We start from the raw sequence: 24785 nt of genomic DNA, 5'->3' as shown, positions 1-24785 counted from the left end.
ACACGGGAGAGTCGGTCACCGCCAGACCTGCCAAGCACGTCAACGTTCCCTCATCGCGACACTCACGACAAAGCCCGCCAGGCTTCACGCCTGGCGGGCTTTGTCGCGTTCCGTGCCCTTCGCCTCGCAGCACCAGATCTGCCCGCGAGGAATTCGGGGGCGCGGCGATCCCGGCCCAGCCTCCTCACTGCGGGGCAGGGCTGTTTTCCGTCATGCAGCCGGCCCGCGGCGCCGATCACGCCGCCTGCGCCTCCAGGAGCGGCGGGAGGGTCTTGAGGTCGAGCGGCTTCGACAGGAAGCCGTCGAAGCCGGCGTCGAGGGCGGCGGCCTGGTCCTCGGCCTGGACGTTGGCGGTCAGCGCCACGAGGCGCAAACGTGGGAGGCCGTTGGCCTCCTCGTGCGCGCGCACCTGCCGCGCCGCTTCGAGCCCGTCCAGGATCGGCATGCGGATGTCGACCAGCGCGAGGTCGAACCGTGTCGCGGAGGTTGCCGCCTCCTGCAGCCGCGCCACGGCTTCCGCGCCGTCCCGGGCCCAGAGCACGGCGGCGCCGAGGCGCTCGAGGGCCTTGGTGGCGAGGAGCGCGTTGATCGGGTTGTCCTCGGCCAGCAGCACCCGCGGACGCCGAGAGGATGGCCGCGGCGTGCCTTCTTGAGCGCTCGGCACGCGGGTGGGCGGCGGCGTCGGCTCGGCCAGGCGGGCGAGGAGCGAGGTGAGACGCACCGGCTTGATCAGGTAGCGGTCGAAGCCGGCAGCCGCCGGGGAGCCGAAATCGCGCCGGTCGAACGGCGACAACAGCACGATGCTGCGGTTCACCCCCGCCTGCCGGGCCACCGCCGCGATCCCGCGAACTGTCGCGTCCCCCAGCGCCCGGTCGGCGATGACCGCGTCGAACTGCTCGGCGGACAACGTCGTGACGGCCTCTGCCGCGGTCTCGACAACCACGGCCTCGGCGCCGGCCCGCCCGAGGCGGCGGGCGATGTAGGGCGCCTCGAAGGCCGCGGCCGCTACAACCAGGACGCGCTGCCCGGCGAGGCTCGGCGTCGGCGGCCGGACCCGACCGGGGGCCGGACGAAGGGGAAGATGCACCCGGAAGCAGCTCCCCTCCCCCGGCCGCGAGGTCACGTCGAGGCGGCCGCCCATGCGGTCGACGAGGCGCCGGGTGATGGCGAGGCCGAGGCCGGTGCCCTCGTGCCGCCGGCTGGCGCTGCCGTCACCCTGCTCGAATTCCTGGAACAGCACCGGCAGGCGTTCCTCGGGAATGCCGGGGCCGGTATCGTATACGGCGACCGTCAGACGGTCCGCCTCCCAGGACGCCGTGACGCCGACGCCGCCGGACTCCGTGAACTTCACAGCGTTGCCGGCAAGGTTAATCAGGATCTGGCGTACCCGGTCGGCGTCGCCGATCAGATGGGCGGGCAGTGCCTCCAGGTCGGCAGCGATCTCCAGGCTCTTGTCCTGGGCACGGGGCGCCAGCAATTCCACGACGCTCTCGACCAGGGCCGACGGGTCGAACGGCTCGGCCGCGAGGTCGAGGCGCCCGGCCTCGATCTTGGAGAAATCGAGGATGCCGTCGATGAGCGAGAGCAGCGCCTCGCCGGAGGTCTTCACCGCCTCGGCATAGGTGCGCTGCTCAGGGCTCAAAGGGGTTTCGAGCATCAGGTCAGCCATGCCCATGATGCCGTTGAGCGGCGTGCGGAACTCGTGGCTGACGCTGGCAAGGAAGCGCGACTTCGCCACGCTGGCGGCCTCGGCCCGGCTGCGGGCCTCCTCGAGGGAGCGGGCCGATTCGACCCGCTCGGTGACGTCGCGGCCCGCCCGCAGCACCTCGGCTCGCCCGTCGCGCCCGGCGGTCACAGTCTCGACGAAGGCGAACCAGCGCAACGGTCCGCCGCCGGCCGGCAGGATCGCGAGATCGACCAGGCGGGCCCCATCGGCGCGCTGGCGCATCTCGCCCCGCTCGACCACCTCGGCCTCACGGGTCGTACCCAGCAGCGCGTCCGGCGTGGTGTCGAGGAGGGCTGCAAAGCCGTGGTTGGCGAAGGTGATGCGGCCCTCGGCGTCGCGCTGGACGACGAGCTCGATCTGCGCCTCGACCAGGCTGCGGTAGCGCTCCTCGCTCTCGGAGGTGCGCCAGACGAGATCGTGCAGGCGCTCGACCTCGCCCTCGCGCCAGCTCTCGATTCGGCGGAGACCGCTCCAGCGCGCCGCCAGCCAGGCGACGGTGGCCACGAGACCGATCACAGCGCAGAGCCACATCATCCCGCATCCTCCAGCGTCCTGCTCATGGTTTGGCGGACGGAGCTGAAAGATGAGTTGGGAAAGTTACTGAGCTGGAGGTTCGCCCGGTCGGCGGGATTCGACGGGTAGACACAACCTTTTGCTAACCGAACGCATCACGCGGCGGCCGGGCGCCGGTCCGAGCGGCTGCGGTAGGACAGGGCCTCGGCGAGGTGAAGCCGGCGCACCCGCGCCTCGCCGTCGAGGTCGGCGAGCGTCCGGGCGACGCGCAAGACCCGGTGGAAGCCGCGGGCGGAGAGCCGCATGGCGTCGGCGGCATCGCGGATCAGCGCCATTCCCTCCGCGTCGGGCCTCGCGGCCTCCTCGATCAGCGTCGCCGGGCAGGAGGCGTTGGTGGTGCCGGGAGGCTGGCCGGCCTCGGCGTAGCGCCGCTCCTGGCGCAAGCGGGCGGCGGCGACCCGGGCGGCGGCCTCCGCCGAGCCCTCGTCCGGCGGCGGCAGGATCAGGTCGGCGGCGGTGACTGCCGGGACCTCGATCTGCAGGTCGATGCGGTCGAGCAGCGGGCCGGAGAGCCGGGCCTGGTACTGGGCGACGCAGCGCTCGTTGGGTCCGCGCCGGCAGGCGAAGCCCGGCTCCGTCGCCTGGCCGCAGCGGCAAGGATTCATCGCCGCGACGAGCTGGAACCGGGCCGGGTAGGTGACCCGGTGGTTCGCTCGCGCGATCATCACCGTGCCGGTCTCGAGGGGCTGGCGCAGAGATTCGAGCACCTGGCCGTTGAACTCCGGCAATTCGTCGAGGAAGAGCACGCCGCCATGGGCGAGAGAGACCTCTCCCGGTCGCGCGCCGATACCGCCTCCGACGAGGGCCGCCATCGAGGCGGAGTGATGGGGCGCGCGAAACGGCCGGCGGTTCGACAGGGCGCCGTCCTTCAGCGTGCCGGCCACCGACTGGATCATCGAGACTTCGAGCAATTCGCGCGGCCCGAGCGGCGGCAGGATCGAGGGCAGCCGGGCGGCGAGCATCGACTTGCCGGCCCCGGGCGGACCATTCATCAGCAGGTTGTGGCCGCCCGAGGCCGCGATCTCCAGGACGCGCTTGGCGCCCTCCTGGCCCTTGATCTCGCGCAGATCCGGCAGCACCCCGGCGGCCGCGGCCACCGCCGGCACGGGGCGGGCCATCACCTGGGTGCCCTTGACGTGGTTGGCGAGCTGGATCAGCGAGCGCGGCGCCAGCACGTCCATGTCGCCGGCGGCCCAGGCGGCCTCCGGGCCGCTCGCCGCCGGGCAGATGAGGCCGAGGCCGCGGGCATTGGCGGCCATTGCCGCCGGCAGCACGCCGGCGACCGCCGTGAGGCTGCCGTCCAGCGCCAGTTCGCCGAGCACGCAGTAGCCCGAGAGGGCATCCGCCGGCAGGGCGCCGATGGCGCACATCATCCCGAGCGCGATCGGCAGGTCGTAATGCGAGCCTTCCTTCGGCAGGTCGGCGGGGGCGAGGTTGACGGTGATGCGCTTGGCCGGCAGCGCCAGGCCGGAGGCGATCAGGGCCGAGCGCACCCGTTCGCGGGATTCCGCCACCGCCTTGTCGGGCAGGCCGACCACCGTGAAGGCGACGGCACCGGGCGTGATCTGCACCTGCACGTCGACGGCGCGCGCCTCGATCCCCTCGAAGGCGACGGTGGCGACGCGGGTGACCATGCGGAAGAGGCCTTCGGGCTGGCTGGCTGCCGCAACGTTAGTTCGCAGCCCACGCCGGCACAACCCGGAACCGCAAAAGAGCTGTCCGAACACGAAAAAGCCCGGCACGGGGCCGGGCCATTTCCTCTCGTCCCTCGGACCTCCACGCCGTGCCGGCGCGAGCCCAAGGATCAGGCGTTACGCCTGGGCAACCTGCAGGCCCTTCACGCGGGCGGCAAGGCGCGAGACCTTCCGCGAGGCGGTGTTCTTGTGCACGATCCCCTTCTGGGACGCGCGCATGATCTCCGGCTCGGCGGTGCGCAGGGCGGTCAGAGCGGTGCCGTGATCGCCAGCCTCGATCGCCTCCTCGACCTTGCGGATGAAGGTGCGCATGCGGCTGCGACGCGAGCGGTTGACTGCCGTACGCTTGGCAATCTTGCGGGTCATCTTCTTGGCCGACACGGTGTTGGCCATCGGCGTTCCTCATTCAAAAAGGCGAGGCCCGAGCGATCCCGGCGGGATCGTGGCGTCGCGTGTCAGGGCATGGAAGCACGGGCAACCCGCCGGGCGAAAGCCCGCAGGTCCGCGAGCCGCGGTCTATAGACGCGACCGGTCGGAACGTCAACGCCGGAACGTGTCCGGTTTTGGGAACACCCTGCCCCGTCAATGGTTGAGGTTCCCACACAGACACGGGAGTTTCCCAATGGTCCGTCCCATGATCCGTTCCGCTTCCCTCCTCGCCGGCCTCCTGGCCGTCTCGGCCATCGCGATCCCGCACCAGGCCGAGGCCAAGGGCTGCATCAAGGGCGCCATCGTCGGCGGGCTCGCCGGCAAGGCGGTCGGCCACGGCAAGGCCGGCGCCGCGGCCGGCTGCGCGGTGGGCCACCACAACGCCAACAAGAAGGCGAGCCAGGCGCAGGGCCAGTAGAGCGCAGGGCCAGTAGGCCGATCCCGCGCTGCGGGATTATAATGCGGGTTATCGGCTCCGCTCAGGAGCCGCCTCGATCCCGCGGAGCCCGCATGACGTCCCCCGACGGCGCCCTGGTGCTGTTCTCCGGCGGGCAGGATTCCACCACCTGCCTCGCCTGGGCCCTCGACCGTTTCTCGCATGTCGAGACTCTCGGCTTCGATTACGGCCAGCGCCACCGGATCGAGCTCGATTGCCGCGAGACCCTGCGGGCCGAGATTTCCCGGATCGTGCCCGCCTTCGCCGAGCGCCTCGGCGACGACCATACGCTGAGCCTCGATGCCCTCGGCGAGGTCTCCGAGACCGCGCTGACCCGGGAGACCGCCATCGCCATGGAGGCGGGCGGGCTGCCCAACACCTTCGTGCCGGGCCGCAATCTCGTCTTCCTCACCTTCGCGGCGGCGCTCGCCTATCGCCGTGGGCTGCGCCACATCGTCGGCGGCATGTGCGAGACGGACTTCTCGGGCTATCCCGATTGCCGCGACGACACCATCAAGGCGCTGCAGGTCGCGCTCAACCTCGGCATGGAGCGCCGCTTCGTAGTGCACACGCCCTTGATGTGGATCGACAAGGCCGAGACCTGGCGGCTCGCCCGTGACCTCGGCGGCGAGGCGCTGGTCGACCTCATCGTACGCGAGAGCCACACCTGCTACCTCGGCGAGCGCGGTGCCCTGCATCCCTGGGGCCATGGCTGCGGCACCTGCCCGGCCTGCAGCCTGCGCGCTGCCGGCTATGCGCGCTTCCGCGCCGAGGATGCGTGACAGGCGCTTGCGGGCCGCCTTTCCGTTGCGCACAGTGCAGCGCAAACACGGGAGGAAACCACCATGACCGCCTGCATCGTCGGCTGGAGCCACACGCCCTTCGGCAAGCACGACGCCGAGACCGTCGAGAGCCTGATCGTCCGCGTCGCCAACGAGGCACTGGCCCATGCGGGGATCGGCCCGCAGGACGTCGACGAGATCGTGCTCGGCCACTACAATGCCGGCTTCACTCCGCAGGACTTCACCGCCTCCCTGGTGCTCCAGGCCGATGACGGATTCCGGTTCAAGCCGGCAACCCGGGTCGAGAATGCCTGCGCGACCGGCTCGGCGGCGGTGCACCAGGGCATCAAGACCATCGAGGCCAAGCGCGCCCGGGTGGTGCTGGTGGTCGGCGTCGAGCAGATGACCCGCACGCCGGGCCCGGAGATCGGCCGCACCCTGCTCAAGGCCTCCTATCTGCCGGAGGACGGCGACAACCCGGCCGGCTTCGCCGGCGTGTTCGGCAACATCGCCGGCGCCTATTTCCAGCGTCACGGCGACCAGTCCGACGCGCTGGCGATGATCGCCGCCAAGAACCATCATAACGGCGTCCAGAATCCCTACGCGCAGATGCGCAAGGATCTCGGCTTCGAGTTCTGCCGCACCGAATCCGACAAGAACCCGTTCGTCGCCGGCCCGCTCAAGCGCACCGACTGTTCGCTGGTCTCGGACGGCGCCGCGGCCGTCGTGCTCGCCGACACCGAGACGGCGCTCCGCATGCGCCGCGCCATCGCCTTCCGGGCCACCGCCCACGCGCAGGACTTCCTGCCGATGTCGAAGCGCGACGTGCTGAAGTTCGAGGGGGCCGCCACCGCCTGGGCCAAGGCCCTGGGGCAGGCCGGCATCACCCTCGACGACCTCTCTCTCGTCGAGACGCACGACTGCTTCACGGTCGCCGAGCTGATCGAGTACGAGGCAATGGGCCTGACCAAGGAGGGCCGCGGCGCCGACGCGATCCGCGAGGGCTGGACCACCAAGGAAGGCAAGCTGCCGGTCAACCCGTCCGGCGGGCTGAAGGCGAAGGGCCACCCGATCGGCGCCACCGGCGTGTCGATGCATGCACTCTCGGCGATGCAGCTCTGCGGCGACGCCGGCGGCATGCAGATCCCCGACGCGACCCTCGCCGGCGTGTTCAACATGGGCGGCGTCGCGGTGGCGAACTACGTCAGCGTGCTCGAGCGCATCAAGTAACCGCGAACCGTGAACGGGGCGGCAGGACCGTGACACCCTTCCTGGTTCTGCTGCTCGCCTACACGATCAGCCAGTTCGACCGCGGTTTCCTGGCGATGGTCGCGCCCGATCTCGGGCCCGACCTCGGCCTCGCGCCCTCAGATCTCGCGCTGCTCTCGGCAGGCTGGTTCATGGCCTTCGCCCTGGGCCAGGTGCCGACCGGCCTCCTCCTCGACCGGGTCGGGCCGCGGCGGACCGTGGCGGGATTCCTGGTCGTCGCCGCGCTCGGGGCGGCCGCCCTGGGGCTGGCGCAGGGCTTCCCCGGGGCGGCCGCCGCGATGGCGCTGATCGGGCTTGGCTGCGCGCCGGCCCTGATGGGCGGGCTCTACCTGTTCGGGCGGGCCTATCCCCCTGAGCGCTTCGCCATGCTGTCCTCGCTTATGATCGGGCTCGGCACGTCGGGCGACCTCCTCGGCTCCACGCCGCTGGCGCTCGCGAGCCACGCCTTCGGCTGGCGCACGATCCTGTTCGGGCTGTCCGCCGTCACCCTGGCCGCGGCCGGGCTGGTCCTGTGGCTGATCGAGGATCCGCCCCGCCTCGCCGATCCGCCAAAGACCTCGGTCTGGCGCGGCTTCGCCGAGGTCGCCCGGATGCGGGCCCTGTGGCCGATCTTTCCCGTGGTGTTCGTGAGCTACGCCGTCGTCATTGCGACACGCTCGCTCTGGGTCGGATCGTATCTCGGCAGCGTCCACGGTCTCGACGCGCTCCAGCGCGGCAACGGCACGCTCGCGATGAGCGCCGCCATGGCGGCCGGTGCCATCGGGTACGGGCCGCTGGAGCGGTTGCTGCGCGATCCGAAGCGCACCGCTTTCGCCGGCTGCCTCGTCACCGGCCTGGCGCTCGCCGGCCTCGGCCTGTTCGGCGGCGGCTCGACCGCGCTCGCGGTTGCGCTGCTGGCGCTGACCGGCGCGGCGGGCCTGAGCTACGGCATCCTGATGGCCCATGCCCGGCGGTTCTTCCCCGCCCACCTGCTCGGGCGCGGCGTCGCTTTCATGAACATCGTCTTCATGGGCGGGGCAGCAGCTTTGCAGGGGCTGTCGGCGCTGTTCGTGCTGGGCACCGGCGGACTCGCCCCGGACGCGCTCTACGGCCGGCTGTTCCTGGCCTACGGGCTGGCGCTGCTCGCCGCGACGGTGGTCTACGCCTTCGCGCCGCGGGAGCCAGTGTTCGGGTCGTTAGCCCCCACCGATCCGGGTCGAGGATCGCCCGGCCCTACCCCGCCTCCCCCGGCGTCCGCGCCCGCAGCGCCAGGGCGTGCAGGCCGCGCTTGAAGGCGTCGTCGAGCAGCGCGTTCACCATGCGGTGGCGCTCGACCCGGCTCTTTCCCTCGAAGGCCGCCGACACCACATCCAGTCGGAAGTGAGTTTCACCCCCCTCCCGCCAGCCGGAATGGCCGGCATGTTGGTGTGACTCGTCGACGACGCTGAGCGCCGTCGGCGCCAGCCGCTCCTCCAGCGTCGTCCTGATCCAGTCGTTCAGGCTCATCGCGCACCCGTCCTTAACCTGCTTCGGCTCGAGTGACCGGAGCGGGCGATCCCCGTCAAGCCGTCCGGTTCCGCCTGCGGCATCAGGCCCGAAGGCCTTGTGCCCGTCCGCCCGCCCCTCATAATCGCTCCGTCATGGATCTGAACTCGCCCCTGTTCGACCGCATCCGCATCCGGCCCTCCTGCGACGAGCCGAAGAAGGCCGAGGGCCCGGCCTGCGACCGGCCGGGCTGCACCCAGCCCGGGCTGCACAAGGCGCCCAAGGGGCGCAAGCAGGAGGGCCAGTACTGGCGCTTCTGCATGCAACACGTGCGCGAGTACAACGCTGCCTACAACTACTTCGACGGGATGAACGACGCCGCCGTCCAGGCCTATCAGAAGGACGCGGTGATCGGGCATCGCCCGACCTGGACGATGGGCGTCAACCCGGGTGGGAAGACCGGCCCGAAGCCCGAGGCGCCCCAGCGCGACTGGGACTACGTCGACCCCCTCGGCATCCTGCGCGGCGAGGGCGCTGGTCCGGCCTCGCGCCGGGCCCGGGCCGAGCCGCCGCCGCCGCGCTACTCCGCGCCGGTGCGCAAGGCCCTTGACGTGCTCGGCCTCGACGAGAGCGCCGATCCGGCCGCCATCAAGGCGCAGTACAAGGTGCTGGTGAAGCGCTTCCACCCCGATGCCAATGGCGGCGACCGCTCGTTCGAGGACCGGTTGCGCGACATCATCAGGGCCCACGACACCCTGCGGGCCGCCGGCCTGTGCTGATGCGGCGGGCACTCCGGAGGTGGGCACGGATCTCGCATCCCTGATCCGCGGCGGGAGGGGCTCGAAACGCGCCGCCTCCCCCATATATCCGGGTCAGGCACGTTTGCGCCGGCTCCCCCCGCAGATTAAGGACATGCGGCGCCCGCCGGTCTCTCCCGCGCCGTCGCGACATTCGCAGGCTCGCCCATGGAGGGCCGCCTGCCCCGACGAGGCTCCGTATGCTTGCTGAGAATACGCCACCCGCTCTCCCGGACACGACCGTCTCGGTGCGCAAGGTGTTCGGAATCGATTCGAACCTCGAGGTGCCGGCCTTCTCGGCCACCGACGAGCACGTGCCGGATCTCGACCCCGACTACCTGTTCGACCGCGAGACCACCCTGGCGATCCTGGCCGGCTTCGCCCGCAACCGCCGGGTGATGATCACCGGCTATCACGGCACCGGCAAGTCCACCCATGTCGAGCAGGTCGCCGCGCGCCTGAACTGGCCCTGCGTGCGCATCAACCTCGACAGCCACGTCTCGCGCATCGACCTCGTCGGCAAGGACGCGATCGTGCTGCAGGAGGGCAAGCAGGTCACCGCCTTCCAGGACGGCATCCTGCCCTGGGCGCTGCAGAACAACGTCGCCCTGGTCTTCGATGAGTACGATGCCGGCCGGCCGGACGTGATGTTCGTGATCCAGCGCGTGCTGGAGGTGTCGGGCCGCCTGACGCTCCTCGACCAGAAGCGGGTGATCCGCCCCCATCCCGGCTTCCGCCTGTTCGCCACCGCCAACACGGTCGGCCTCGGCGATACCTCGGGCCTGTATCACGGCACTCAGCAGATCAACCAGGGCCAGATGGACCGCTGGTCGATCGTCACCACGCTGAACTACCTGCCGCACGACCGCGAGGTCGACATCGTCCTGTCCAAGGCGCCGCATTATCGCGGCGAGGGCGGGCGCGACATCGTCAACAAGATGGTGCGCGTGGCCGACCTCACCCGCAACGCCTTCATCAACGGCGACCTGTCGACCGTCATGAGCCCGCGCACGGTGATCACCTGGGCCGAGAACGCCGACATCTTCAACGATATCGGCTTCGCCTTCCGGGTCACCTTCCTCAACAAGTGCGACGAGCTGGAGCGGGCGCTGGTGGCCGAGTTCTACCAGCGCTCCTTCGGCAAGGAGCTGCCCGAGAGCGCGGTCAACGTCGCGCTGAGCTAAGCCTTCAGGAGGTCGTCCGATGGCGGACCCGGTCTTGAGCGAGCAGCGTTCCGACGAGGCGCGGCCGTCGCAGGACCGGGCCCGCTACGAGGACGATACTTATGCCTGGGCGCTCGAACAGGCGCGGCTGCTGCGCGCCGGCCGCCTCGATGCGGTCGATGCGGAGCACGTGGCCGAGGAGCTGGAGAGCTTGGGCAAGAGCGAGTTCGCCAAGCTGCGCAGCGGCCTGCGCGTGCTCGTGATGCACATGCTCAAATGGGACCAGCAGCCCGAGCACAGGACAGCGAGCTGGATCTTCTCGATCCGCGAGCAGCGCCGACGCTACGAGCAGGTGATACGCGAGAATCCGAGCCTCAGGCCTCGCCGGCCAGCGGCACTGGCGGAGGCCTACGAGGAGGCCCGGCTCTGGGCCGCCAACGAGACGCATCTCCAGCCGGAGGAGTTCCCCGGCACCTGCCCCTACACCTGGGACGACCTCCTGGACCGCCCCTTCGACTTCGACTCGCTGAAGAAGTAGCCTCGCCATGTCCATCTCCAACCGCAAGCCCGGCGAGAAGCGCGAGTCCGTCGCCGAGCCGCTGAAGCGCTCGGTGGCCGGGACGCTGCGGGCCATTGCCCGCAAGGCCGAGATCGAGGTCACCTTCGCGACCGACCGGCCGGCGCTCACCGGCGACAAGGCCCGCCTGCCCGAGCCGCCGCGCAAGCTCGCGCCCGGCGATGTCGCGATCCTGCGCGGCCACGCCGACTCGATGGCGCTCCGCCTCGCCTGCCACGACAACGCCGTCCATCGGCGCCTGGCGCCCGAGAACGCCGCCGCCCGCGCGGTCTACGACGCCGTCGAGCAGGCCCGCGTCGAGGCGATCGGCTCGCGCCGCATGGCCGGTGTGGCCAGCAACCTCACGGCGATGCTGGAGGACCGCTACCACCGCGGCGGCAAGTACGAGGAGATCACCGATCGGGCCGACGCGCCGCTCGAGGATGCGGTCGCCCTGATGGTGCGCGAGCGCCTGACCGGCCAGACCCCGCCCCCGGCGGCGCAGCGCATCGTCGGGCTGTGGCGCGAGTTCATCGAGGACCGGGCCGGTCGCAACCTCGACGGGCTGCTCGGCACCCTCGAGGACCAGCGCGCCTTCGCCCGCTCGGTGCGCGACCTGCTCTCCTCCCTCGACATGGCGGACGAGGCCCCCCTCGACCCCGACGACGAGGAGAGCGACGACGAGAACGAGGCCGAGTCCGACGAGCAGCAGGCCGGCGAGGGCGAGGCCGAGCAGCAGAGCCAGGGCGACCGGGCCGAGATGGAGGTCTCGGACGAGGCCTCCGACGAGATCGAGGAGGGCGCCACCGAGGCCGCCGACGCGCCGTCGGGCGAGTTGCCGGAGGATGCCGAGGACGCCGATTCGGAGGAGGCCTCCGAGTCCTGGCGCCCGCCGGGTCCCCGGGCGAACGAGCCGCGAGGCCCGGACTACAAGGTCTTCTCCCAGAAATACGACGAGGTCGTCCACGCCGAGGACCTGTGCGACGCCGACGAGCTGGCGCGCCTGCGCTCCTACCTCGACAAGCAGCTCGCCCATCTCCAGGGCGTGGTCGGGCGCCTCGCCAACCGCCTGCAGCGGCGCCTGCTCGCGCAGCAGAACCGCGCCTGGGAATTCGACCTGGAGGAAGGCCAGCTCGACCCGGCCCGCCTGGTGCGCGTCGTGATCGATCCGTTCCAGCCGCTCTCGTTCAAGCACGAGAAGGACACGAACTTCCGCGACACGGTCGTCACGCTGCTCCTCGACAATTCGGGCTCGATGCGCGGCCGGCCGATCACCGTGGCGGCGACCTGCGCCGACATCCTGGCCCGCACGCTGGAGCGCTGCGGCGTCAAGGTCGAGATCCTCGGCTTCACGACGCGGGCCTGGAAGGGCGGGCAGTCGCGGGAGGCCTGGCTGCAATCGGGCAAGCCGCCGACACCGGGCCGGCTCAACGACCTGCGCCACATCGTCTACAAGTCGGCCGACGCGCCGTGGCGCCGGGCGCGCAAGAATCTCGGCCTGATGATGCGCGAGGGCCTGCTCAAGGAGAACATCGACGGCGAGGCCCTGGATTGGGCCCACAAGCGCCTGCTCGGCCGGCCCGAGCAGCGGCGCATCCTGATGGTGATCTCCGACGGCGCCCCGGTCGACGACTCGACCCTCTCGGTCAATCCGGGCAACTACCTGGAACGCCACCTGCGCTACGTGATCGACGAGATCGAGACCCGCTCGCCGGTGGAGCTGCTGGCCATCGGCATCGGCCACGACGTGACCCGCTACTACCGCCGGGCCGTCACCATCATCGATGCCGAGGAGCTGGGCGGCGTGATGACCGAGAAGCTGGCCGAATTGTTCGACGAGGATGCGGGCACCGTGCCGGTGCGCAGGATGGCGGCGGGCGGGCGGCGCTGAGCCGCCCTGCTCCCGGGCCGCCGCGCGGCGGCCCGGGACCCGATCCATGCGAAAAACCCCCGGGCGCCGCTGGCGCATCCGGGGGTTTTTCATGGTCTTCGCTGGTGGAGGCGCCGAGCGCCTCCGTCGAGGAGTCAGGCCGCCTCGGCGATCTTCTTCTCGATCTCGCGCTTCAGCAGGCGGGCGTTCTGCGACAGGTCGGTCTCGCCGGCCTTGATCAGGAACGCATCGAGGCCGCCGCGGTGCTCGACCGAGCGCAGGGCGTTCGCGGAGACGCGCAGGCGCACCGAGCGGCCGAGCGTGTCGGAGAGCAGGGTGACGTTGCACAGGTTCGGGAGGAACCGGCGCTTGGTCTTGCGGTTCGAGTGGCTCACGAGGTGGCCGGAGAGCACCCCCTTACCGGTGAGCTCGCAGCGACGCGACATGGTCTGTATCCTCAACTGGTCTTCGTTCGGCGAGGGACCACGCAACGCGAGAGCCGGGCGTGCTGCGCACCCCGGACTGAACCGGACCCCGCGAAGTCCCTGGAAAGCACGCGCCTATAGAGGCGGAAGGCGGGTCTCGTCAAGGCGCATGCTCCGGACGCCGACGAGGACCGGTCATCGGCCGGGGGTCCTCGCCGGCGGCCCTGGGGTCGAACGGGAACCGGCGAGAGTTGCGGCGAGGTCCACCGCCCAGGTTTCCGCTGCTGTGAACGCCGCCGCCGCAAGTTGTCCACCGGATTGGCGCCGATCGGGGCCGTCGATGGGCGAGACCCGCGACGTGCCCTTGATTGTCCCTCGACACTTCGGCATCCGGGACTACGGCGATCGACTGCGAACGAAGCCGGGCGGACGCTCACGGACGCACGGGTCGGTCATGCAAAGGGTTCGTCATGGCCGAGAGCAGCTTCCTCGCCTGCATCGATGCGGTCTATGCGGCCGGCCTCGACCCCGAGCTTTGGCCCGAGGCGCTCGGCCAGGTGTCGGAGGTCACCGCATCGGTCGGCGCCCTGCTGATCCCCGTCTTCCCCGCGGAGGCAATCCCCCTCGTGGTCTCGGAGAGGCTCGAGGAGGCGAATCGCGATTACGGGGCCGGTTGGGCGCAATACGACAGCCGGGTCCTCGCCAGCCATCGCCTGGCGCTCCGGCCGGGCCTGCTCGTCACCGACACGGCATTGTTCACCCCCGAGGAGATCGCGCGGGATCCGTTCTACCAGGACTTCCTGCGCCGCCACGGTCTCGGCCTCGGTGCCTACCGGCTGATTCCCGACGGGACCGGCGCCCTCGCCTCGGTCTCGCTCATGCGCGGGTTCGGCTGCGGCACGTTCGACGGCGATGAGTTGCTGCGGGTGGACCGGCTCTCCGGCCACCTGGCGCGGGCGCTGGGCGTCAACGCGCGGCTCGCCGAGGCACGGCGCCTCGCCGGCACTCTCGCGGAGGCGATCGAGCATCTGGGAACCGGCCTGATCCTGCTCGATGACCGCGGCTGCGCACGCTTCGTCAACGCCTCGGCCCATCGCCTGCTCGGCGACGGGCTCGATCTCAGCCGCGACCGCCACCCCGTGGCACACATGCCGACGGAGCGCCCGCGGCTCGCCGCCCTGCTCGCCGCCGCCCTGTCCGGACAGCCAACCGGGCCGCTGCTGCTCGCCCGGCCGCAGGGGGCACCGCTCCACCTCGACGCCGTGCCGATCCACGGCCGCGGCGCGGCGGCGGACACCCTGTCGGCCACGGCCGGCACCCGGCACGCGATCATGCTGCTCCTGCGCGATACCGCCCGGTCGGGACCGGCCAGCACAGTCGACCAGCTCCGCCAGCTCGGCCTCTCCCTGGCAGAGGCCCGCGTCGCCGACCTGATCGGGCAGGGGCAGTCCCCGGCCGATGCCGCCGATGCCCTGGCGGTCGGCATGGCCACGGTGCGCACGCATCTCAAGGCGATCAACCTCAAGCTCGGCCTCTCGCGCCAGGGCGAGCTCGTCGCTCTGGTGATGCGGCTCGCCGGCTGGACCCGTCCCGACCGCCCGTAAGCATCCAACCATACGTAAGCACTTGGGGAGACGATCACTTGGGGAGACGATCCGTTAACCCTAATCGCGTCACGATAGAGCCAGATTTCCCCCGCTTCATCGGTAGCGGGCGACGGCGTTCGAGATCGGTTCCCGCATGCGTTCCAAGGCCTTCCTCTCGCTCGCCCTTGCGGCGGGGCTCGCCCTTCCGGCCGGCGAGGCGAATCCGGCCCAGGCCGCGCGGGGCCGCGCGCCGAAGGCCGGCGAGACCGCCGTCACGGTCGATTACGGCATCATGCTGGCGGGCATGCCGATCGGGACCGCGCAGGTCACCGGCTCGGTGCAGGGCCAGCGCTATACGATGGATGTCAGCGCCCGCCTCACCGGCCTCGTCGGGGCGATCACCGGCGGCTACGGCTCGGGCCGGGCGAGCGGCACGGTGGCGGCCCGGCCGGTGCCGGCCGCCTTCGCGCTCGCCTCCCACAGCGCCAGCGCCTCGATCACCGTGCGGATGGCGCTGGCCCGCGGCAACGTGGTCGCCTCCGACATCGCCCCCCCGCTGGTGCCGGACCCCGAGCGGGTCACCGTCAGCGAGGTGCACAAGCGCGGCATCATCGATCCGGTGAGCGCCCTAATGATGCCGGCGCAAGGGCGCGGCGACCTCACCGACCCTCAGAACTGCAACCGCACCATCCCGGTCTTCGACGGCGCGAGCCGGTTCAACGTGGTGCTGAGCTACGGCGAGACCCGCAGCGTCCAGAAGCCCGGCTATGCCGGCCCGGTCCTCGTCTGCAACGCCCGCTACCAGCCGATCGCCGGCCACCGGCCGGACCGGCCCGGCGTGAAGTTCATGGAGGAGAACACCGAGATGTCGGTGTGGCTCGCCCCCGTCGAGGGGGCGCGGGTGCTGCTCCCCCTGCGGATCGCCGTGCGCACCCAGCTCGGCCTCAACATCATCGAGGCGACGCGTTGGTCGCAGAGCGGCGGCGGCCAGGCCGCCCCGGACGCGACCGTGCAGGCGGCCGTGCAAGGGCCGGAGACGCCGACGGACGGGCGCTAGAGCGGTGCTTCGCGCCCTCCCCCTCCTCCTGCTGCTGGCTCCGCTCCCGGCTCTGGCGAACGGATCCGCGAGAGAACCCGATTGCGGCGGCGACGCCTATTCCTCGGCGACGATCGGGACGAACCCGCCGGGACCACTCACTGCCGTGCCCGACACGCTCTGCGCCGACCTGGAGCAGGGCCAGGCGCCCGGCACCCGCATCGAGATCATCGCTCCGGGAATCACCTCTCCCGGCCTCGCGCCGCCCTCCCCTTATGGCGATCGCTACGCCCCCGCCCCATATGACGGGAGGCCGCTGCCCGGGCCACGGCCGCGGGGCGGCCGCGATCCGGAGCGCTAGACGGGGTCGCGCGACGGTCCCGGCGCCGAGTTCGGGACGGCGCGGCGGCCGCCGCCGCTTCTCGCCCCGAGGATGTCTGTCCAGCCCGATGACGCGCCGTTCCCTCTCACCGCAGGCCCGCTTGCGCGGCGCCACGGCGGTGCTCGGTCCTACCAATACCGGCAAGACCCACCTCGCCATCGAGCGGATGCTCGGCCACCCGACCGGCATGATCGGCCTGCCGCTGCGGCTGCTCGCCCGCGAGGTCTATCACCGCGTTGTCGAGCGGGTCGGGCCCGAGCGGGTCGCCCTCGTCACCGGCGAGGAGAAGATCAAGCCGAACCGGCCGAGCTACTGGATCTGCACCGCCGAGGCGATGCCGCGGGACAATACCGTCGACTTCGTCGGCATCGACGAGATCCAGCTCGGCGCCGACCGCGATCGCGGCCACACCTTCACCGACCGCCTGCTGCACCAGCGCGGCCGCGAGGAGACGCTGCTGATCGGCTCGGCGACGATGGAGCCGCTGGTCAAGGCGCTGATCCCGGGCATCCACGTCACGACCCGCCCGCGCCTGTCGCAGCTGAGCTTCGCTGGCAGCCGCAAGCTCTCGCGCCTGCCGCACCGCAGCGCCATCGTGGCGTTCTCGGCCGAGGAGGTCTACGCCATCGCCGAATTGCTGCGGCGCCAGCGCGGCGGGGCGGCGGTGGTGCTCGGTGCCCTCTCGCCGCGCACCCGCAACGCCCAGGTCGAGCTCTACCAGTCCGGCGAGGTCGATTACCTGGTAGCGACCGACGCCGTCGGCATGGGGCTCAACCTCGACGTCGACCACGTCGCCTTCGCGTCGAACCGCAAGTACGACGGCACGCGCTTTCGCGACCTCTCCCCCTCCGAGATGGCGCAGATCGCAGGGAGAGCCGGGCGCCACCTGCGCGACGGCACCTTCGGCACCACCGGCCGCTGCCCAGCCCTCGAGGCCGAGATGGTCGAGGCGCTGGAGAGCCACACCTTCGAGCCGCTGCGGATGCTGCAATGGCGCAACCCGGACCTCGATTTCGGGTCGGTCGACGCCCTGCGCCGCAGCCTCGCCGAGCACCCGACCGAGCGCGGCCTGACCCGGGCGCCGACCGGTGACGACGAGGCCGCCCTCGATCTGCTCGCCAAGGAGGACGACATCCGCGACTACGCCACCTCGCGCAGCGCGGTGGAACGGCTCTGGATGGTCTGCGGCGTGCCGGATTACCGCAAATCCGCGATCCAGACCCATGCCGACCTCATCGCCCAGCTCTTCCGCTTCCTGATGCGCGGCATGGCCGGACGGATCCCGGTCGACTGGTTTGCCCAGCACGTCGCGATGGTCGACCGTACCGACGGCGACATCGACGCCCTGTCGCAGCGCATCGCCCACGTGCGCACCTGGACCTTCGTGGCGAACCGTCCGGACTGGCTCGCCGACCCGGAGCATTGGCAGGGCGAGACGCGTCGGGTAGAGGACAGGCTGTCCGACGCCCTGCACGAGCGGCTGGCGAGTCGATTCGTCGATCGGCGCACCAGCGTGCTGATGCGGCGCCTGAGAGAGAATACCATGTTGGAAGCTGAGATCACCGCGGGCGGCGACGTGACGGTCGAGGGACAGCACGTCGGCCATCTGCACGGGTTCCAGTTCGTGCCGGATCCCGGCGCCGAGGGCCAGGAAGCCAAGACCCTGCGCAGCGCCGCCGAGAAGGCGCTGGCGAGCGAGATCGAGGCGCGGGCCGACCGGTTCGCCGCCGCGGCCGACGCGGCGCTGGTGCTCTCGAACGACGGCACGATCCGCTGGACCGGCAATCCGGTCGCCAAGCTCGTCCCGGGCGAGAAGCTCTACGCCCCCGGCCTGCGCCTGCTCGCCGACGAGCAGCTCACGGGCGCGGCCCGCGAGAAGGTCGAGACCCGGCTCAACGCCTGGCTCAAGGCTCACATCGTGCGCCTGCTCGGGCCGGCGCTCGAGCTCGAGACCGCCGCCGACCTGACGGGCCTTGCTCGCGGCATCGGCTTCCAGGTCGCGGAGGCGCTCGGCGTGCTGGAGCGCGCCAAGGTCCTCAACGAGATGCGCAGCCTCGACCAGGAAGGCCGCGCGGCCCTGCGCAAGCACGGCGTGCGCTTCGGCGCCTACCACATCACCATGCCGGCGCTGCTGAAACCCGCGCCCCGCACCCTCGCGGCGCAGCTCTGGGCACTGCAGAATGGCGGCCTCGACCAGCGCGGCCTCGACGAGATCGCGCATCTCGCCGGCTCCGGCCGCACCTCGATGCCGGTCGATCCCGAGATCGCCAAGGGCCTCTACCGCGCCGCCGGCTTCCGGGTCTGCGGCGGCCGGGCGGTGCGCGTCGACATCCTGGAGCGCCTGGCCGACCTGATCCGCCCGGCGATCGCCTACGTGCCCGGCACCACCCCCGGCGAGCCGCCTCCGGGCGCCGCCGACAAGGACGGTTTCGTGCCGACCGTCGGCATGACCTCGCTGGTCGGCTGCTCGGGCGAGGATTTCGCCTCGATCCTGAAGTCGCTCGGCTACGTCGTCGACCGCCGCCCCGGCCCGGCCATCACCGTGCCGCTGCGCCCCTCCGCCCCGACGGTGCCGGTGCAGGCGAAGCCCGCGGAGGCTTCGGCCGAGGCGGGCGAGACCGCCGACGCTCAGTCCGAGACGCCGGACGAGGCCGTGACCGCCGAGGTGGCGCCGGACGACAGTGCGCAGGCCGAGGAGGCCGCGCAGCACGAGGCTGCTGCCGACGAGATCCCGGCCGCAGAGCCGGTCCAGGCCGAGGCGGTCGAGCCTGCGGCGACGGCCCAGGACGCGACAGCTCAGGGCGCGACAGCTCAGGACGCAGCGGCTCACGACGCTCCGGCTGAAGATGCCGTGGTCGAGGACGTGCCGGTCGAGGCGCCCGCATCCGAGGAGCCGGCCCCGGTGGAAGCCGAGGCTGCCGATGCCGCACCGGTCGCGCAGGCCGGGGCGGGCGAAACGGCCGCCGAGGGCACGGAGGCTGCGGGTACCGAGGCTGCCGTCTCCGGCGAGATCGCGACGGCGGAGACCGCCGAGGCCGCGGGCGAGCCCGCCGCGCCGGCGGAGCCGATCGTCATCGACGTGTGGCGGATGCATCGCCACCAGCGGGGCCACGCGCCACGTCACCAGGGCCGCGGCCGGCCGCAGGACGGCCCGCAGCGCGAGGGCCAGCGCGACGGTCGCCCGCGCAGCGGTTTTCAGCGTCCGGAGGGCGGCGAGGGTGCGGCGGCCGAGCAGCGCGCCCATCGTGGAAGCCCGCGGGACGGCCAGCGCTGGGGTGACCGGCGCCAGGGCGAGCATCGTGGCGAGAACCGCCCCGCCGGGGAAGGCCGGCCCGAGAACCGCTTCGAGAGCCGCGGCGGTGAGAACCGGGGCGAGGGCCGCCGCGACGGCCGTCCGCCGCGCGGGCCGCATCCGGGCGGGCGCGAGGGTGGTCGTCCCCCGCAGGACCGGCGCGACGGCGCTCCCCGCAACGGCGGCATGCACGACGCCCGGCCGCCCCGGCGCGAGCGCGCCCCGGACCCGGATTCCCCCTTCGCCAAGCTTCTCGCCCTCAAGGCGCAGATGGAGGCGAGGGACGGCGACAAGCGCTGACTGCGAGCCATGCGCGCGGACCGGCAGCGCCTCGACAAGTGGCTGTGGTTCGCGCGCTTCGCCAAGACGCGCTCCCTCGCCGCGCGGCTGATCGAGGACGGCTTCGTGCGGGTGAACGGCCAGCGGGCCGATGCCCCGTCTAAGGCCGTGGCGGTGGGCGACGTGATCACGGTCGCGGCCCAGCACGTCACCGCGGCGGTGCGGGTGCTCGATCTGGGCGAGCGGCGGGGCCCGGCGCCGGAGGCCCGGCTGCTCTACGCCGACCTCTCGGCGAACGCGTCGCCCGACGAGGCGGGCTGACCGGTCCGCCGCGAAAGCGTGACGCGAAGGCGACGCTTCCCGGTTACGCAACGCTGCCCCCCATAGGGCGGCTTGCAAGCCCGCCCGCCCGGGTCTAAGGCCCGCCCCATACGCCCGGGCGCCGCGCGCGAGCGCCCTTCCCTGGCTGCGAGGTTTCACCAGCCCATGACCTACGTCGTCACCGACAACTGCATCAAGTGCAAGTACATGGACTGCGTGGAGGTGTGTCCGGTCGACTGCTTCTACGAGGGCGAGAACATGCTCGTCATCCAGCCGGACGAGTGCATCGATTGCGGCGTGTGCGAGCCCGAATGCCCGGCCGAGGCGATCAAGCCCGACACCGAGCCGGGCCTGGAGAGCTGGCTGAAGCTCAACGCCGACATGGCGAAGAGCTGGCCGAACATCACCCAGAAGAAGGCCGCGCCGGCCGACGCCAAGGAGTGGGACGGCAAGCCCGGCAAGTTCGAGGCCCATTTCTCGGCCAATCCCGGCTCGGGCGACTGAGCGGATCGCGCGCGATCCGACCGGGTTCGGTTGCTGCTGCGTTGCGATCCCGGCAGGGATCAGCTCCCATCTGTCGCGATCCCTGCCGGGATCGCATGGCGGGTCTGCGATCGGCCAGCCAAGCTGGTGAAACATGGTGCAAGGTGCCCGCGCAGCCATGCCGGGCGCCTGAATTTTTTTGATTTTCAGGCCTCTTCGTGCTAGGTTCCTGATTGCCGTCGCTTGCGTCCGACGTGCAGCCTTCGTCCACCGAGCGGGAATTTTTCGATGGGACGAGGCGGCATGCGATCAGCCGAGGTGGATCTAATGCGGTCCGCAGCGCGTTCGGACGTTCCTTAGCTATGGTTTGACAGGGACTGACGGGCGCCCCTCGGGACGTCCGGCAGGCGCGTATTTTTCGCCGGGCGCCCTGACCCGGATGAATGATCCGGTCGCGGACATTGCCGCGAACGGTGACCTGGAGGCCACCCCCGCATGACGACCGCCAAGAAGACGACAGCCGCCCGGCAGGGCTTCAAGACCGGCGAAGCGATCGTGTATCCGGCTCACGGCGTCGGCCGCATCACGGCCATCGAGGAGCAGGAGATCGCCGGCTACAAGCTCGAGCTGTTCGTGGTGTCGTTCGAGAAGGACAAGATGGTCCTGCGGGTCCCGACCGCCAAGGCGAACTCGGTCGGCATGCGCAAGCTCGCCGAGCCGGAGCTGGTCAAGAAGGCGCTCGACGTGCTCACCGGCCGCGCCCGGGTGAAGCGCACCATGTGGTCGCGCCGGGCCCAGGAATACGAGGCGAAGATCAATTCCGGCGACCTGATCGCCGTCACCGAGGTGGTGCGCGACCTCTTCCGGTCCGATGCCCAGCCCGAGCAGTCCTATTCCGAGCGCCAGCTCTACGAGGCGGCGCTCGACCGGGTGGTGCGCGAGATCGCAGCGGTGAACCGCATCACCGACACCGAGTCGCTCAAGTTGATCGAGCAGAGCCTCGCCAAGTCGCCCCGCCGGGCCAAGGGCGCCGAGGCCGAGGCCGATGGCGAGGACCTGCAGGACGAGGCCGAGGCCGCCTGAGCCTCCAGCACTGTCCGAGACGAACGAAAGCCCGGCCATCGTGCCGGGCTTTCGCGTTCGTGACCCCGCTCCCGACGGTCCGGTTCCCACCTTGGATGCCCCTGAACCAGCTCGCGAAGCGCTGCGCCCGCCAAAGAATCGTGCCACCGGCGATTTTTTCGCAATGCGGGAACCGACGAGGGGATCCCGCCGTTGTCGCAGGCCTTGCGGTGTAACGGGCGCGCATCATGCTGCGCTTCCGCCTCATCGCGACACACAGCGCTCACCACAGCGGCGGAGGCGGGGATGGCGGAAATCGCAGGCATACGTCGGCAGTTCGTGCGAGTTGCGATGGATGCCCCCTTCCTCGAGAGGGAGGAAGAGCGCGGCCTCGCGGTGCGCTGGAAGGACGAGCGTGACGAGCAGGCCCTGCACCGTCTGATCTCCGCTCATATGCGGCTCGTGATCGCCCTGGCCGGCCGCTTTCGCCATTACGGCCTGCCGATGGCTGACCTGGTCCAGGAAGGCCATGTCGGCCTGATGGAGGCCGCCGCCCGCTTCGAGCCCGAGCGGGACGTTCGCTTCTCGACCTACGCGACCTGGTGGATCCGGGCCTCGATCCAGGACTATATCCTGCGCAACTGGTCGATCGTGCGCGGCGGCACCTCCTCGGCCCAGAAGGCCCTGTTCTTCAACCTCCGTCGGCTGCGTGCCCGGCTGATGCAATCGACCGACGAGCGCGTCGGCGACGAGATCCACCGCCGCATCGCCACCGCCATCGGCGTCTCCCGCGAGGACGTGGCGCTGATGGATGCCCGCCTCTCGGGCCCGGACATGTCGCTCAACGCCCCGGTCGGCGACGACGGCGAAGCCTCGGCCGAGCGTGTCGACTTCCTGGTCGACACCTCGCCCCTGCCCGACGAGACCGTCTCAGACGCCGTCGATGGCGAGCGGCGGCTGACTTGGTTGCGCCAGGCGCTCACCGTGCTCTCCGAGCGCGAGCTGCGCATCCTGCACGAGCGGCGTCTCGCCGAGGATCAGGCAACCCTGGAAGCGCTGGGCCATCGCCTCGGCATCTCCAAGGAGCGGGTGCGCCAGATTGAGAATCGCGCCCTCGAGAAGCTGCGCCGCGCCTTGGCCGAGCGCTTCCCGCAGTCGAATGCCGGCATGAGCGCTTACGTCTGAGTCCCTTGATCTCTGTCCTGAAGTTTTGACGCACTCCATGTCATTCCGGGCCCCGCTTCGCGACCCCGGAATGACCCGGCGAGTAGCCATTCTTCAATGCAGATCAGGTGAGCGTTCGCTGGCGAGAAGGAACATCACCGCAACGCACGTCGAGTGATCTCCTCGATCAGTTCTCCACTACGACCGTCACCCCCACGCCCTCCTCCACCGCCCAGGCGAACCGGGCCCCGTCCGGGAGAACCCGCGACGCCGCCCGCAGCGACAGGCCCGCCCGCGCCAAGCGCCAGGCTGCACCGTCCGGCGTCAACCAGATCGAGCGGGGCTCGGCGACCAAGCCCTCGCCGGTCGCCTTCAGGCAGGCCTCCTTGACCGACCAGAATTCCAGCGCCCGGCGCGGCCGTGCGCCGGCCGGCAGGCCGCGATAGGCGGCAAGTTCGGCTGGGTGCAGGAACACCGGTGCTATCCCATCCCAGTCGACCGGTCGGGCTGCGCCCTCGACATCGACGCCGATCCGGCCGGAGGTCGACAGCCCGACCGCGACCCAACCGGCGCCGTGGCTGAGATTCAGGTCGAGGCCCGGCACCCCGGGCAGGAACGGCCGGTCGCCCGCATCCCGCGCCAGGACGATCCCGGTCGGGTCGTGGCCGAGCCAGGGCGCGAGCAGGTGGCGGAGCAATCCATGCGCCGCCGCCCGCTCGTGACGGTCCTGCGCCTGCCGGAAGCGGGCGATGCGCACGGCCTCGTCCGGCGGCAGGCTCAGGCGCTCCGCCGGCAGGGTGGCCACCGCAACGGCCGGCGCCGCCACCGCCAGCGCGCCGCCCGTGAACACGAGATCCGAGAGTGTCGTCACGTCGCCCCCCCGTCCACCGAGCTAAAGCACGGGCGGCCCGTATGCGTCACGCCTCCTCCAGGTCGTACAGGGCGGCGAGTTCGGCCTCGTCCAGGGCGATGCCGCGGGGCGTCAGCTGCTCGGCGAGCTGGCGCGAGGCGAAGGCGATGAAGCTGCGAGTCTTTGCCGGTAGCAGCCGCGAGGTCGTGACGATGTAGACCGGGCTCGGGAGGCCGCGCCACCCGGGCAGCACCCGCTCCAGGCGACCGGCTTCCACATCCTGCTCGGCGTCGATCGCCTGCAGGAGACCGATGCCGTACCCCGACGTGGCCAGGCGCCGGGCCATGCCCTGGCTGTTGCTGGAGACCGCGCGGCCGACGGGGGCCGAGACCGTGTCGTCGTCCCTCTCCAGCGTCCAGGTGCTCGACGCGGTCGGCGGGCCCACCATGACCGTCTGATGCTGCGCGAGGTCGGTCGGGCTCTCGGGCCGTCCGGTCCGGTCGAGGTAGGCGGGCGCAGCGAACAGGCAGGTCTCGAGCTGCGCCACCTTGCGGGTGATCATCGACGTCTCCCGCGGCGCCCCGACGGCGAGCGCCAGGTCGTAGCCGTCCTGGGCGAGGTCGACGAGATGGGGCCAGAGGTCGAGATGCACCCGCACCTGGGCGTAGCGGCGCGCGTACTCTCCCGCGACGGCCGAGAGATGGTGAAGCACCCAGGGATCGGGCGGCGCCGCGATCTTGAGGAGGCCGCTCGGCCCCTTCGCTTGGGCGATCAGCTCGTCGAAGGTGCGCTGCGCCTCTTCCACCAGGCGGGTCGCCTGCTCGTAATAGGCCTCGCCGTGCGGGGTCAGCACCAGCTTGCGGGTGGTACGGTCGAGCAGGCGCAAGCCGATCGAGGTCTCGAACTGGGTGATGCGCCGGGAGAGGGAGGAGATCGGCACGTCGAGCGCCACAGCGGCCTGGCTGAAGCTCTTCCTTTTCGCGACCTCGACGAAGAGCGCCATGTCGCGAAGGACTTGCGGGTGGGCCAAGCGGGAACCTCCGGGCGGCGGACGGGGAGGCGCGGCCGCGCCTCCCGAGCCTGATCCTCTAGATAATAAGGTGCAACTCTAGATAATGGAACTCCGTCCCGTCCCTGCGTCAGCTC

At 71.1% G+C, this 24785-nt stretch carries 23 protein-coding genes; 16 read left to right on the top strand and 7 right to left on the bottom strand.

Annotated elements, in window-relative coordinates; translation table 11 throughout:
• Positions 1-235 precede the first annotated feature (235 nt).
• The 3 genes from MFF64_RS27900 to rpsT form a co-directional block, all read right to left on the bottom strand.
• On the bottom strand, positions 236-2260 hold the full coding sequence (locus MFF64_RS27900) for an ATP-binding protein (RefSeq protein WP_099902948.1): 2025 nt from the start codon (positions 2258-2260) through the stop codon (positions 236-238).
• Between the two features lie 134 nt (positions 2261-2394).
• Positions 2395-3933 carry a YifB family Mg chelatase-like AAA ATPase gene (locus MFF64_RS27895; RefSeq protein ID WP_238192899.1) on the bottom strand — a complete coding sequence of 513 codons (1539 nt, stop codon included), beginning with the start codon at positions 3931-3933 and terminating at the stop codon, positions 2395-2397.
• Between the two features lie 177 nt (positions 3934-4110).
• On the bottom strand, positions 4111-4386 hold the full coding sequence (rpsT, locus tag MFF64_RS27890) for a 30S ribosomal protein S20 (RefSeq protein ID WP_099904692.1): 276 nt from the start codon (positions 4384-4386) through the stop codon (positions 4111-4113).
• A gap of 241 nt (positions 4387-4627) precedes the next feature.
• Between rpsT and MFF64_RS27885 the strand changes: the two genes are divergently transcribed.
• The 4 genes from MFF64_RS27885 (at position 4628) to MFF64_RS27870 (ending at position 8180) form a co-directional block, all read left to right on the top strand.
• Positions 4628-4840 (top strand): hypothetical protein, encoded by a 213-nt coding sequence (locus MFF64_RS27885; RefSeq protein WP_099904700.1) that lies wholly within the window; start codon positions 4628-4630, stop codon positions 4838-4840.
• A gap of 92 nt (positions 4841-4932) precedes the next feature.
• Positions 4933-5640 (top strand): 7-cyano-7-deazaguanine synthase QueC, encoded by a 708-nt coding sequence (queC, locus tag MFF64_RS27880; RefSeq protein WP_099904694.1) that lies wholly within the window; start codon positions 4933-4935, stop codon positions 5638-5640.
• Positions 5641-5703: 63 nt separating this feature from the next.
• Entirely contained in the window at positions 5704-6870 is a 1167-nt protein-coding gene (locus tag MFF64_RS27875; RefSeq protein ID WP_099904696.1) for an acetyl-CoA acetyltransferase, read from the top strand.
• 29 nt (positions 6871-6899) lie between these two features.
• Positions 6900-8180 (top strand): MFS transporter, encoded by a 1281-nt coding sequence (locus MFF64_RS27870; RefSeq protein ID WP_238192898.1) that lies wholly within the window; start codon positions 6900-6902, stop codon positions 8178-8180.
• Here the strand turns inward: MFF64_RS27870 and MFF64_RS27865 are convergent.
• A complete protein-coding gene (locus MFF64_RS27865) occupies positions 8122-8394 on the bottom strand; it encodes a BolA family protein (protein WP_099900772.1) in 273 nt (90 codons plus the stop codon). The two genes, MFF64_RS27870 and MFF64_RS27865, sit on opposite strands and share 59 nt — an antisense overlap.
• A gap of 134 nt (positions 8395-8528) precedes the next feature.
• Between MFF64_RS27865 and MFF64_RS27860 the strand changes: the two genes are divergently transcribed.
• The 4 genes from MFF64_RS27860 to cobT all read left to right on the top strand — a co-directional run bounded on the left by MFF64_RS27860 (position 8529) and on the right by cobT (position 12780).
• A complete protein-coding gene (locus MFF64_RS27860) occupies positions 8529-9152 on the top strand; it encodes a J domain-containing protein (protein ID WP_099900777.1) in 624 nt (207 codons plus the stop codon).
• 218 nt (positions 9153-9370) lie between these two features.
• Positions 9371-10354, top strand: a complete 984-nt coding sequence (gene cobS, locus MFF64_RS27855) for a cobaltochelatase subunit CobS (protein ID WP_099900254.1) — start codon at positions 9371-9373, stop codon at positions 10352-10354.
• A 19-nt stretch (positions 10355-10373) separates the two neighbouring features.
• Entirely contained in the window at positions 10374-10871 is a 498-nt protein-coding gene (locus MFF64_RS27850) for a DUF29 domain-containing protein (RefSeq protein WP_099900252.1), read from the top strand.
• A 7-nt stretch (positions 10872-10878) separates the two neighbouring features.
• Positions 10879-12780 (top strand): cobaltochelatase subunit CobT, encoded by a 1902-nt coding sequence (cobT, locus tag MFF64_RS27845; RefSeq protein ID WP_238192897.1) that lies wholly within the window; start codon positions 10879-10881, stop codon positions 12778-12780.
• Positions 12781-12914: 134 nt separating this feature from the next.
• Here the strand turns inward: cobT and rpmB are convergent, their stop codons facing one another.
• Positions 12915-13205 (bottom strand): 50S ribosomal protein L28, encoded by a 291-nt coding sequence (rpmB, locus tag MFF64_RS27840; protein ID WP_099900250.1) that lies wholly within the window; start codon positions 13203-13205, stop codon positions 12915-12917.
• 449 nt (positions 13206-13654) lie between these two features.
• Between rpmB and MFF64_RS27835 the strand changes: the two genes are divergently transcribed.
• From MFF64_RS27835 to MFF64_RS27800, 8 genes are all read left to right on the top strand, one after another.
• Entirely contained in the window at positions 13655-14788 is a 1134-nt protein-coding gene (locus MFF64_RS27835) for a helix-turn-helix transcriptional regulator (RefSeq protein WP_238192896.1), read from the top strand.
• Positions 14789-14924: 136 nt separating this feature from the next.
• Entirely contained in the window at positions 14925-15827 is a 903-nt protein-coding gene (locus MFF64_RS27830; protein ID WP_099902113.1) for a DUF3108 domain-containing protein, read from the top strand.
• Between the two features lie 4 nt (positions 15828-15831).
• Positions 15832-16167 carry a hypothetical protein gene (locus MFF64_RS27825; protein WP_099902111.1) on the top strand — a complete coding sequence of 112 codons (336 nt, stop codon included), beginning with the start codon at positions 15832-15834 and terminating at the stop codon, positions 16165-16167.
• An 88-nt stretch (positions 16168-16255) separates the two neighbouring features.
• Positions 16256-19780: a helicase-related protein gene (locus tag MFF64_RS27820; RefSeq protein ID WP_238192895.1), complete on the top strand. Its 3525-nt coding sequence runs from the start codon at positions 16256-16258 to the stop codon at positions 19778-19780.
• Between the two features lie 9 nt (positions 19781-19789).
• Positions 19790-20080, top strand: coding sequence for an RNA-binding S4 domain-containing protein (locus tag MFF64_RS27815; RefSeq protein ID WP_099906952.1), 291 nt, complete (start codon positions 19790-19792; stop codon positions 20078-20080).
• A 165-nt stretch (positions 20081-20245) separates the two neighbouring features.
• Positions 20246-20584, top strand: a complete 339-nt coding sequence (fdxA, locus tag MFF64_RS27810) for a ferredoxin FdxA (RefSeq protein ID WP_048445664.1) — start codon at positions 20246-20248, stop codon at positions 20582-20584.
• Positions 20585-21058: 474 nt separating this feature from the next.
• Complete coding sequence (locus tag MFF64_RS27805; protein WP_099906955.1) at positions 21059-21646, top strand: CarD family transcriptional regulator; 588 nt, start codon at positions 21059-21061, stop codon at positions 21644-21646.
• Between the two features lie 285 nt (positions 21647-21931).
• The gene (locus MFF64_RS27800) at positions 21932-22810 is read left to right on the top strand and encodes an RNA polymerase factor sigma-32 (protein WP_048452125.1); all 879 of its coding nucleotides are present in this window, start codon (positions 21932-21934) and stop codon (positions 22808-22810) included.
• Positions 22811-22976: 166 nt separating this feature from the next.
• Here the strand turns inward: MFF64_RS27800 and MFF64_RS27795 are convergent, their stop codons facing one another.
• Positions 22977-23660, bottom strand: a complete 684-nt coding sequence (locus MFF64_RS27795; RefSeq protein WP_099906958.1) for a 4'-phosphopantetheinyl transferase family protein — start codon at positions 23658-23660, stop codon at positions 22977-22979.
• Between the two features lie 46 nt (positions 23661-23706).
• The gene (locus MFF64_RS27790) at positions 23707-24669 is read right to left on the bottom strand and encodes a LysR family transcriptional regulator (protein WP_099906960.1); all 963 of its coding nucleotides are present in this window, start codon (positions 24667-24669) and stop codon (positions 23707-23709) included.
• Positions 24670-24785: the final 116 nt, after the last annotated feature.

Origin of the sequence: Methylobacterium frigidaeris, assembly GCF_022179185.1 — a bacterium.
In the GTDB taxonomy this organism is placed as follows: domain Bacteria; phylum Pseudomonadota; class Alphaproteobacteria; order Rhizobiales; family Beijerinckiaceae; genus Methylobacterium; species Methylobacterium frigidaeris.
Note: the sequence above shows the minus strand (reverse complement) of the source record. Positions and strands in the feature narration are given on the sequence as shown.

Coding starts and splice junctions, on each gene's coding strand:
- MFF64_RS27860 (WP_099900777.1), top strand. CDS start 8,529: ATGGATCTGAACTCGCCCCTGTTCGACCGCATCCGCATCCGGCCCTCC.
- MFF64_RS27835 (WP_238192896.1), top strand. CDS start 13,655: ATGGCCGAGAGCAGCTTCCTCGCCTGCATCGATGCGGTCTATGCGGCC.
- MFF64_RS27875 (WP_099904696.1), top strand. CDS start 5,704: ATGACCGCCTGCATCGTCGGCTGGAGCCACACGCCCTTCGGCAAGCAC.
- rpsT (WP_099904692.1), bottom strand. CDS start 4,386: ATGGCCAACACCGTGTCGGCCAAGAAGATGACCCGCAAGATTGCCAAG.
- MFF64_RS27805 (WP_099906955.1), top strand. CDS start 21,059: ATGACGACCGCCAAGAAGACGACAGCCGCCCGGCAGGGCTTCAAGACC.
- MFF64_RS27865 (WP_099900772.1), bottom strand. CDS start 8,394: ATGAGCCTGAACGACTGGATCAGGACGACGCTGGAGGAGCGGCTGGCG.
- MFF64_RS27830 (WP_099902113.1), top strand. CDS start 14,925: ATGCGTTCCAAGGCCTTCCTCTCGCTCGCCCTTGCGGCGGGGCTCGCC.
- MFF64_RS27850 (WP_099900252.1), top strand. CDS start 10,374: ATGGCGGACCCGGTCTTGAGCGAGCAGCGTTCCGACGAGGCGCGGCCG.
- queC (WP_099904694.1), top strand. CDS start 4,933: ATGACGTCCCCCGACGGCGCCCTGGTGCTGTTCTCCGGCGGGCAGGAT.
- MFF64_RS27820 (WP_238192895.1), top strand. CDS start 16,256: ATGACGCGCCGTTCCCTCTCACCGCAGGCCCGCTTGCGCGGCGCCACG.
- MFF64_RS27800 (WP_048452125.1), top strand. CDS start 21,932: ATGGCGGAAATCGCAGGCATACGTCGGCAGTTCGTGCGAGTTGCGATG.
- cobT (WP_238192897.1), top strand. CDS start 10,879: ATGTCCATCTCCAACCGCAAGCCCGGCGAGAAGCGCGAGTCCGTCGCC.
- MFF64_RS27885 (WP_099904700.1), top strand. CDS start 4,628: ATGATCCGTTCCGCTTCCCTCCTCGCCGGCCTCCTGGCCGTCTCGGCC.
- fdxA (WP_048445664.1), top strand. CDS start 20,246: ATGACCTACGTCGTCACCGACAACTGCATCAAGTGCAAGTACATGGAC.
- rpmB (WP_099900250.1), bottom strand. CDS start 13,205: ATGTCGCGTCGCTGCGAGCTCACCGGTAAGGGGGTGCTCTCCGGCCAC.
- MFF64_RS27895 (WP_238192899.1), bottom strand. CDS start 3,933: ATGGTCACCCGCGTCGCCACCGTCGCCTTCGAGGGGATCGAGGCGCGC.
- MFF64_RS27815 (WP_099906952.1), top strand. CDS start 19,790: ATGCGCGCGGACCGGCAGCGCCTCGACAAGTGGCTGTGGTTCGCGCGC.
- cobS (WP_099900254.1), top strand. CDS start 9,371: ATGCTTGCTGAGAATACGCCACCCGCTCTCCCGGACACGACCGTCTCG.
- MFF64_RS27900 (WP_099902948.1), bottom strand. CDS start 2,260: ATGATGTGGCTCTGCGCTGTGATCGGTCTCGTGGCCACCGTCGCCTGG.